Below are 7690 nucleotides of genomic sequence, written 5' to 3'. Positions count from 1 at the left end.
TATGGATATACAGATGTAGATGTAATGAGGTAAAAGCGGGGGAGTAAAATGGATGATATACACCGAATTTTGGATGCAGTCGCCAATTCTAAGAATGCTATGGTATTGGCTACCATAATTAAAGTAGAGGGGTCCGCTTATAAAAAAGAAGGGGCCTCCATGTTAATTTTAGGGGACAAAACAAGAGTTGGAATGTTATCTGCCGGTTGTTTGGAAGAAGATCTTATTGAAAGGGCAGAGCAAGTTTGGGCTACAGGAGAGCCCTTGATTGTTCATTTTGATATGAGTGCAGAGGACGATTTATCGTGGGGACAGGGAGTTGGCTGTCATGGTGTTTTGACGGTTTTACTCGAGCCTGTAAAAGGGGAATTAGAAAAAAATCTTAGGACAGTAAGGAAATGCTTAGATGTAAAAAAGTCTGTTACTCGAATGAAACGATTCACTAAAAGGTTAGAGCCAAGGGAAGATATGTATATCGTTGAAGATGGCAGCGTGTTTGGAACTGGGGATGTTAAGGAGCTAGGCTGTATTCAAAAACTGAGAAATCAGAATCCCCTTTATGATACGGAAAAGGGAATCAAAAGGGATGAACATACGTCTGATTTATTTTTTATCCATCAGATGGTTCCAAAACCTTGTTTATATGTCTTTGGAGCAGGGGAAGATGCTAAGCCATTAGTTTCTTTGGCAGCTGGTATAGGCTTTCATGTCACAGTGATTGATTGGCGTCCTTCTTTATGTCATAACGGCCATTTTCCTAGAGCCAACAATTTGATTGTAGGAGTACTGGAAGAAGTAATGGAGGGTCTGAGCATTACAGAAAGGGATTTTATAGTCATTATGACACACAGCTTTCAAAAAGATCAGATCATTTTACATAAAATCAAAAATATGGATGTGTTTTATAAAGGTGTATTAGGCCCTAGGAGGCGAACGGAACGACTATTAGGCGGGGCTCAGATTCCAGAAGATATTCATTCCCCAATTGGACTTCCCATTGGGGCACAAGGCCCCGAGGAAATTGCTATAAGCATTATTGGCGAGATGATTAAAAACATGCGAAAACAAAGGTCTACCTCATGAAAACAGCAGCCATATACTTGGCAGCTGGTACAAGCAGACGTATGGGAACAGATAAGCGAAGTTTATTTCTTAATGGAGCCTCCCTAGGAAGTATGGCTCTTAAAAATGCCTTATTATCTAAATTAGATCATATTTTCATTATCACGAGAAAGGGAGATTCACTGCATTGGCTTTCGGCTTTTTTCTTTTTATATCCTATGTCAAATAAATGGAGTCAGGTGGAATGTGAGCAAGCGGGTAAGGGCCAGGGCCACTCCATACAATGTGGTTTAAAAAGAGCAGTAGAGTATGAGGCTGATGCCGTTATCATTCTTCTTGCAGATCAGCCATTTGTCACCACAGATATCATCAATACGTTAATTGATTCCTATCAAAGAGAGCACCACTATTCATTTATAGCTGCTGAAAATCAACATCTGCCTATGCCCCCTATCTTATTTTCAAAGCAATGTTTTCCAGTGTTACATCAATTAAAGGAAGATCAAGGCGCTCGGTATGTCATCCGTGAACGTATTTTAAATACGGGAAAAATGATCAACTTCCAAGACCCTTTACTTTTTTATGACGTAGATACAGTTGAAGATTACACTTTACTACTGAATAATTTCGGGGAGTGAATGAGTTGGAGTATATCGGGAAAAGTGTTATACGAAAAGAGGCCCTTGAAAAAGTGACAGGAAAGGCGAAATATACAAATGATTTTCAAGAAACAGGGACATTACACGCAAAAATGTTGGTTAGTCCGTATGCTCATGCGAATATTGCTTCTATAGACTTTTCAGAAGCTTGGAAGATTCCTGGAGTGAAAGCGATATTGGGTGATGAACCTTTTCCGCTTGTAGGTGAAGAAATTAAAGACAGGTCGCCGATTGCTTATAAAAAAGTTAGATATCATGGTGAGCCAGTTGCTGTAGTTGTTGCGGAAAATCCAATCATAGCTCAAAAGGCGGCGGATGCTATCAAAGTGTCCTATGAACCTCTTCCCGTCGTAAATTCCCCCCGTGCGGCCTTCCAGAAGAATGCTCCTCTCGTCCATGAACATTTGGACCGCTATGAGAAGAAGCAAGGTGTATACCCGGTTCCGAAGACAAATATCGCAAACCTAGATAAAATCAGAAAAGGAAATATAGAAGACGGGTTTAGGGAAAGTGATGTGGTAGCGGAGTTTCAAATTTCCTTTAATCCTTCTGATCACGCTGCTATGGAAACAAGATGCTCGATTGCTGAAATTCGAGCCGATGGAGAGATTATCATCACCACATCCTCTCAAGCTCCTTTTGCCATTAAAAAATTAATGGAGTGGTATTTTGGAATTGAACCTGGAAAGGTTATCGTAAAAACCCCTTTAGTAGGAGGGGCGTACGGGGGAAAAGCAGCAGTTCAGTTAGAGGTTATTGCATTTTTAGCATCAAAAGCAGTTGGTGGGCAGCCTGTAAAATTATTTAATTCAAGAGAAGAGGATATGATCACATCTCCTGTTCATATCGGATTGGATGCCATCGTAAAATTAGGAGCAACAAAAGATGGAATCTTAAGGGCGGCAGACATTCAGTTTTTATTTGATGGCGGAGCATACTCCGATAAAGGAGTTGACGTCAGTCGAGCTGGAGTGGTTGATTGTACGGGTCCATACGCAATCGACCATATATGGTGTGATTCATATTGTATGTATACGAATCATCCATATCCCAGTGCATTTAGAGGCTATAGTCATGCTGAAGTTTTATTTGCTTTTGAACGAACGATGGATGTATTGGCAGAAAAGCTAAACATTGATCCATTAGAACTTCGCTATAAAAATGCCATTCGTCCTGGTGATACTACACCTACTCAAGTTCTTCTCAATTCAAGCACGGTCGGAAATGTACCAAAATGTATTGAAAGATTGAAGGAATTAATGAATTGGGACGAGGGACAGAGAATTGAAATCGATGATCGGAAGATACGGGCAAAGGGAATGAGCTGCATTTGGAAAACGTCAACATTTGATACAAATGCAACATCCGGGGTTATTTTAACCTTTAATCCTGACGGAAGCATTAATTTGATGTCAGGGGTAGTGGAAATTGGAACAGGGACAAAAACAGTGTTAGCCCAAATCTTAGCGGAACGAATGAAAATGGACATAAGCAAAATTCATGTAAAAATGCTTATCGATACCCAAACAACACCTGAGCATTGGAAAACCGTAGGCAGCAGAGGGACTTTAATGGGAGGAAGAGCTGTACTGAATGCAGCGGAGGAAGCCATTCGAAAGCTTAAGGACGTGGCATCTTGTGTGTTAAGAGTTCCTGTTGAGGAATTAGAGGTGGCTGATGGAAAGGTTTATTTTTTAGATAATCCTAATGTGAATGTTGAAATAAAAGACATTGCTTACGGATATACATTTCCAAATGGAAATACCATTGGCGGCCAAATCATTGCGAGCGGCAACTACACATTAACCCGGATGACGAATTTAGACCAAGAAACAGGAAAAGGAAAGCCGGGACCCGAGTGGGCTGTAGGCGCTCAGGGAATTGAAGTTGAATTAGATAAACGGGATTATACGTATCGAATTACAAAAGCCTATTCTGTTGTGGATATCGGAACTGTATTGAATGAAAAAGCGGCAAGGGGTCAAGTGATGGGGGCGATGAGTATGGGAATCGCATTTGGAGGAAGAGAAACCTTTGTGTTTGATCCATATGGAAGAGTATTAAATCCTCAACTTAGAACATACAGACCCCTTCACTATGGAGAGCAGCCTGAATATATCATTGAATTTGTTGAAACCCCGCATGTGATTGCGCCTTATGGAGCGCGCGGCGGCGGAGAACACGGACTGTTGGGGATGCCGGCAGCATTGGGGAATTGCCTTTCCACTGCTTTAGGTGTCCAATTGAATCAACTTCCTCTGATTCCTGAACATTTATGGAGGACGCAAGAGGGGTGGAAAGATGATACCGTTTGATTTCGACTATTTTAAACCGAAGACCATTCAAGAAACAACCCGCCTGTTTCACTCTCTTGCGGCCGAAAAGAAAACACCAATGTATTATTCCGGCGGCACAGAAATCATAACCTTAGGAAGGTTGAATCTCATCTATACGGATGCAGCTATAGATATTAACGCACTTCCGGAATTTCATACCATCCGTTTTCATGAAAATTATCTAGTGATGGGAGCAGGTGTGTCATTAACGAAAGTGGAGGAAGAAAATTCGTTTCCGTTATTGAGTAAAACAGTAAGTGAAATCGCGGACCGGACGGCTCGAAATAAAATCAGCCTGGGTGGAAATATTTGCGGGAACATCTATTATCGTGAGGCAGTCTTGCCGTTGTTAATTTCCGATAGTTTGGTAGGAGTCGCAGGGAGAGCAGGGCTTCGTTACCATCCTATTAATAAAGTATTTAACAGGGAAATACAATTACAAAAAGGGGATTTTTTATTTCATATCCTTATAGATCGAACGTATATAGAATTGCCATTTGTAAGTATAAAAAGAAGACAACAGTGGAATGTTGGGTATCCATTGGTGACAGTTTGTGCACTAAAAAAAGATGAAGAGGTTAGAATGTCCTTTAGCGGCGTATGTCCATTTCCTTTTCGTTCTATTGAAATGGAGAAAATGTTCAACGATAAAAGCTATTCATTAGAAGACAGAGTGCGCAGGTCTTTACAGTATCTGCCCAAACCCATTCTTGATGATGTAGAAGGCTCAAGTGAATATCGAATATTTGTCTTGCAACATGCAATCTTGGATGCCTTACATGAATTAGAAGGAGGCCCAAATGTCTAACCCTATTACATTAAAAATAAATGGCAAGGAAAGACGGATTACTGTTAGACCAGCCGATACTTTGTTATATGCCCTTCGTCTTCGTCTTGGATTAACTGGTTCAAAGCCAGGCTGCTTAAATGGCGATTGTGGTGCCTGTACGGTATTAATAGATGGAGTACCGATGAAATCTTGTTTGATGCTTGCAGTAGAAGGTGAAGGTAAGGATATTACTACAATTGAAGGACTTATAAATACGCCAATCCAAAAGGCTTTTATTGAGAAATTTGCGTTTCAATGTGGCTATTGTACCCCAGGTTTTCTAATGAATTGTCATGCTTTAGTGAATACTGAGCCGAACGCTGGCGATGAAACGATAAAAGATTGGCTGCAGTCCAATATTTGCAGATGTACTGGTTATAGGGAGATTGAAGAAGCAGTTAAATCTGTTTTACATACAGAGAAAGGGAATCATTAGCCCGGCATAACTGATTACCAAATATCACGTAAGATTTTTTCTTCTAATGAGATCCTTAAAGCCTGAGATGAACTGAATGTTTCATCCAGGCTTTTTTTAGGTATAACATAGCTTATCCTAGGGGGAATGTATATAGGCAATGATGAGTCAGCTGCCTGTAATGATGAAACGTTTCTTAGCAAACGAAGAAGTGCTTGGAAAACCTACAGCTCTTTCACCATGACTTTTTCGCCATTAAAATCGAGTTCACCATTAAAGTGAAAACCAAACCTTTGATAAAGGCGAAGAGCATGAATATTATTTTCAAATATACTTAAATAAATTCTCTTACATTTATATAGATCAGCAAGGTGCTGAATGAGAGCTTTAAGCATTTTCTTCCCTAATCCTTTTCCCTGATAGTGTTCGTCGATAAAAAATCGGTCAAGCCAAACTCGTCCATTTTTATTACCTTCATCATACTCGGGAAACAATCCATACATTGCAAAACCGACTAGATCTCCTTCATAGTAAAGCCCGACAGGTTTATAATAGCGGCAATCGTTTGCATCCTCTAAACACACTTTTGCAGATTCAATATATGATAGTTGATTCTGGCTGACATGCAGATCAAGAATGGCAGCACGATTATCATCAGTTACTGCTTTTATTTTTATACTCATACACATTCTCCTTATTTTTCTTATCTCCCGGTTAGGCTGCGGCTTAAGGTGATGGCAGATGGAATTGATATTGCTAAAACTCAGCATTACTATATTCACGTCAAGCAACATGTAGCCTATCAAATTAAGTACCTTATCTTATTGTGCCTAACCAGGGGCATTCCCTGCAGCCAAATGACTTGCCTTTATAGAGAATGAATTAATTCAAAGCTGCAGCATCATTCTTATTTTCTTTCCAAACCATTGTAAGACCAAGGCCGATCACCATAACGAAACCTGCAAATAGGAAAGGGAAATGAATGTTAAGATCAAATAGGATACCGCCTAGAGCGGGGCCAAATATATTTCCCAGGCTGGTGTATGTGGAGTTCATGCCTGCTACGAAACCCTGCTGGTTACCGGCCATATTGGATAAAAAAGCAGTTAAGGCCGGACGTAGCAAATCGAACGCCAGAAAAATAAAACAAGTTACAAGCAAAACAGTTAAAAATCCTGACATAACAGTAGACACGAAAGCCAAGATCGCTCCGGTTATTAAGCACAGCTGAATGATTCTTTTCTCTCCAAGTTTGTTGACCAATTTCCCGAAAAGTAAAACTTGAATAACTACCGCCACAATTGAACTAATCGTAATAATGGTTGCAATATCTTTTGGTGTGAAGCCAAATTTATGATCAGAAAACAAGCTGAATACCGTTTCATAAGCTGATAAACCAAAAGCCATTACAAAGACGATAATAAATGCAATGAAATAGACAGGATGAATGGACTTCTTCAAGTCTTTAATGAAATTTGATTCCTTTGTATGAGATGAGAGTTGATGGCGTTCTTCTATCGACAATGACTCTTTTAGTATAAAAACGGAAGTGACAGCTGCTATTAATGCGATGGCGGAGGCGAAGAAAAACGGCATGCGGATGCCAAAGCCGGCAATAAATCCTCCCGCACCAGGCCCAATGATAAAGCCTGTGCTAATTGCAGCAGAAACATACCCCATAGCCTTTGACCTTTCCTTTAGGGTTGTCATATCAGCTACATATGCTGTTACCGCGGTCATGATAAAAGCCGCACTTATACCACCCAATATCCTCGAGAAATAAAATATTGAAACATGGGTCCCTAATCCGAAAATCAACTCAGATAAACTGAATATAAGCAACCCGAGAATAATCATTTTTTTTCTGCCGAAACGGTCAACCCATCTTCCCGCAAAAGGTGACGCAACTAACTGAGAAATGGCAAAAGCCGCAACAAGATAACCCATAGTGCTGCCGGATAAATGCATGATTTTCATAAAAGAAGGCATAACCGGAATAATTAAACCGATACCAAGAAATGCTACGAAGATGTTGCTCAATAGTATAATGAAAATCGTTTTTTGCTCACTTATTGATTTTTTCATTTGAATTCCCCTTTACTTGAACCCTTTTACCTATCCTTTTCACTTGAAGCTTTTTTCAAGTACAATCAAATCATAAGGTATATGGTTACCGTATAGTCAAGGAGGTTTTTATGGGCGAAGATGTTAGGAAGTATTTCACAACAGGGGAGTTTTCAAAGCTCTGCCGTGTCAAAAAACAAACCTTATTTCATTATGATGAGATTGGTCTATTCTCACCGGAAATAAAAAAAGAAAATGGGTATAGATATTATTCCTATCATCAATTTGAGATTTTTCAAGTCATTAGACTATTTAAAGAGCTTGG

The 7690-nt window shown here is 39.8% G+C and carries 8 protein-coding genes; 6 read left to right on the top strand and 2 right to left on the bottom strand.

Annotated features, from left to right (window positions below; all coding sequences use genetic code 11):
• The first annotated feature begins 48 nt into the window (after nt 1-48).
• From C1T29_RS15270 to C1T29_RS15250, 5 genes are read left to right on the top strand one after another with little or no spacing between them, the layout of a single operon-like run.
• On the top strand, nt 49-1083 hold the full coding sequence (locus tag C1T29_RS15270; RefSeq protein WP_095432891.1) for an XdhC family protein: 1035 nt from the start codon (nt 49-51) through the stop codon (nt 1081-1083).
• Entirely contained in the window at nt 1080-1700 is a 621-nt protein-coding gene (locus C1T29_RS15265; protein WP_095432892.1) for an NTP transferase domain-containing protein, read from the top strand. The genes C1T29_RS15270 and C1T29_RS15265 overlap by 4 nt, the downstream gene beginning before the upstream one ends.
• Before the next feature lie 5 nt (nt 1701-1705).
• Nucleotides 1706-4036 carry a xanthine dehydrogenase family protein molybdopterin-binding subunit gene (locus C1T29_RS15260; RefSeq protein WP_095432893.1) on the top strand — a complete coding sequence of 777 codons (2331 nt, stop codon included), beginning with the start codon at nt 1706-1708 and terminating at the stop codon, nt 4034-4036.
• Entirely contained in the window at nt 4023-4865 is an 843-nt protein-coding gene (locus tag C1T29_RS15255) for an FAD binding domain-containing protein (protein ID WP_095432894.1), read from the top strand. Before C1T29_RS15260 ends, C1T29_RS15255 begins: the two co-directional genes overlap by 14 nt.
• Nucleotides 4858-5322: a (2Fe-2S)-binding protein gene (locus C1T29_RS15250; RefSeq protein ID WP_040082384.1), complete on the top strand. Its 465-nt coding sequence runs from the start codon at nt 4858-4860 to the stop codon at nt 5320-5322. The genes C1T29_RS15255 and C1T29_RS15250 overlap by 8 nt, the downstream gene beginning before the upstream one ends.
• A gap of 203 nt (nt 5323-5525) precedes the next feature.
• Here the strand turns inward: C1T29_RS15250 and C1T29_RS15245 are convergent, their stop codons facing one another.
• Complete coding sequence (locus C1T29_RS15245) at nt 5526-5984, bottom strand: spermine/spermidine acetyltransferase (protein WP_095432895.1); 459 nt, start codon at nt 5982-5984, stop codon at nt 5526-5528.
• A gap of 199 nt (nt 5985-6183) precedes the next feature.
• Complete coding sequence (gene blt, locus C1T29_RS15240) at nt 6184-7386, bottom strand: multidrug efflux MFS transporter Blt (RefSeq protein ID WP_095432896.1); 1203 nt, start codon at nt 7384-7386, stop codon at nt 6184-6186.
• 110 nt (nt 7387-7496) lie between these two features.
• Here blt and C1T29_RS15235 point away from each other — a divergent pair.
• Nucleotides 7497-7690: MerR family DNA-binding transcriptional regulator (locus C1T29_RS15235; protein ID WP_208945728.1), on the top strand; the 194-nt coding region annotated here is incomplete at its 3' end.

The organism is Bacillus sp. MBGLi79, from assembly GCF_002953915.1.
This window is presented reverse-complemented; position numbering and strand designations above follow the sequence as displayed.

Excerpts from the sequence above, each read along its gene's own strand:
- C1T29_RS15270 (WP_095432891.1), top strand. The coding sequence starts at position 49 with ATGGATGATATACACCGAATTTTGGATGCAGTCGCCAATTCTAAGAAT.
- C1T29_RS15265 (WP_095432892.1), top strand. The coding sequence starts at position 1,080 with ATGAAAACAGCAGCCATATACTTGGCAGCTGGTACAAGCAGACGTATG.
- C1T29_RS15255 (WP_095432894.1), top strand. The coding sequence starts at position 4,023 with ATGATACCGTTTGATTTCGACTATTTTAAACCGAAGACCATTCAAGAA.
- C1T29_RS15250 (WP_040082384.1), top strand. The coding sequence starts at position 4,858 with ATGTCTAACCCTATTACATTAAAAATAAATGGCAAGGAAAGACGGATT.
- C1T29_RS15245 (WP_095432895.1), bottom strand. The coding sequence starts at position 5,984 with ATGAGTATAAAAATAAAAGCAGTAACTGATGATAATCGTGCTGCCATT.
- blt (WP_095432896.1), bottom strand. The coding sequence starts at position 7,386 with ATGAAAAAATCAATAAGTGAGCAAAAAACGATTTTCATTATACTATTG.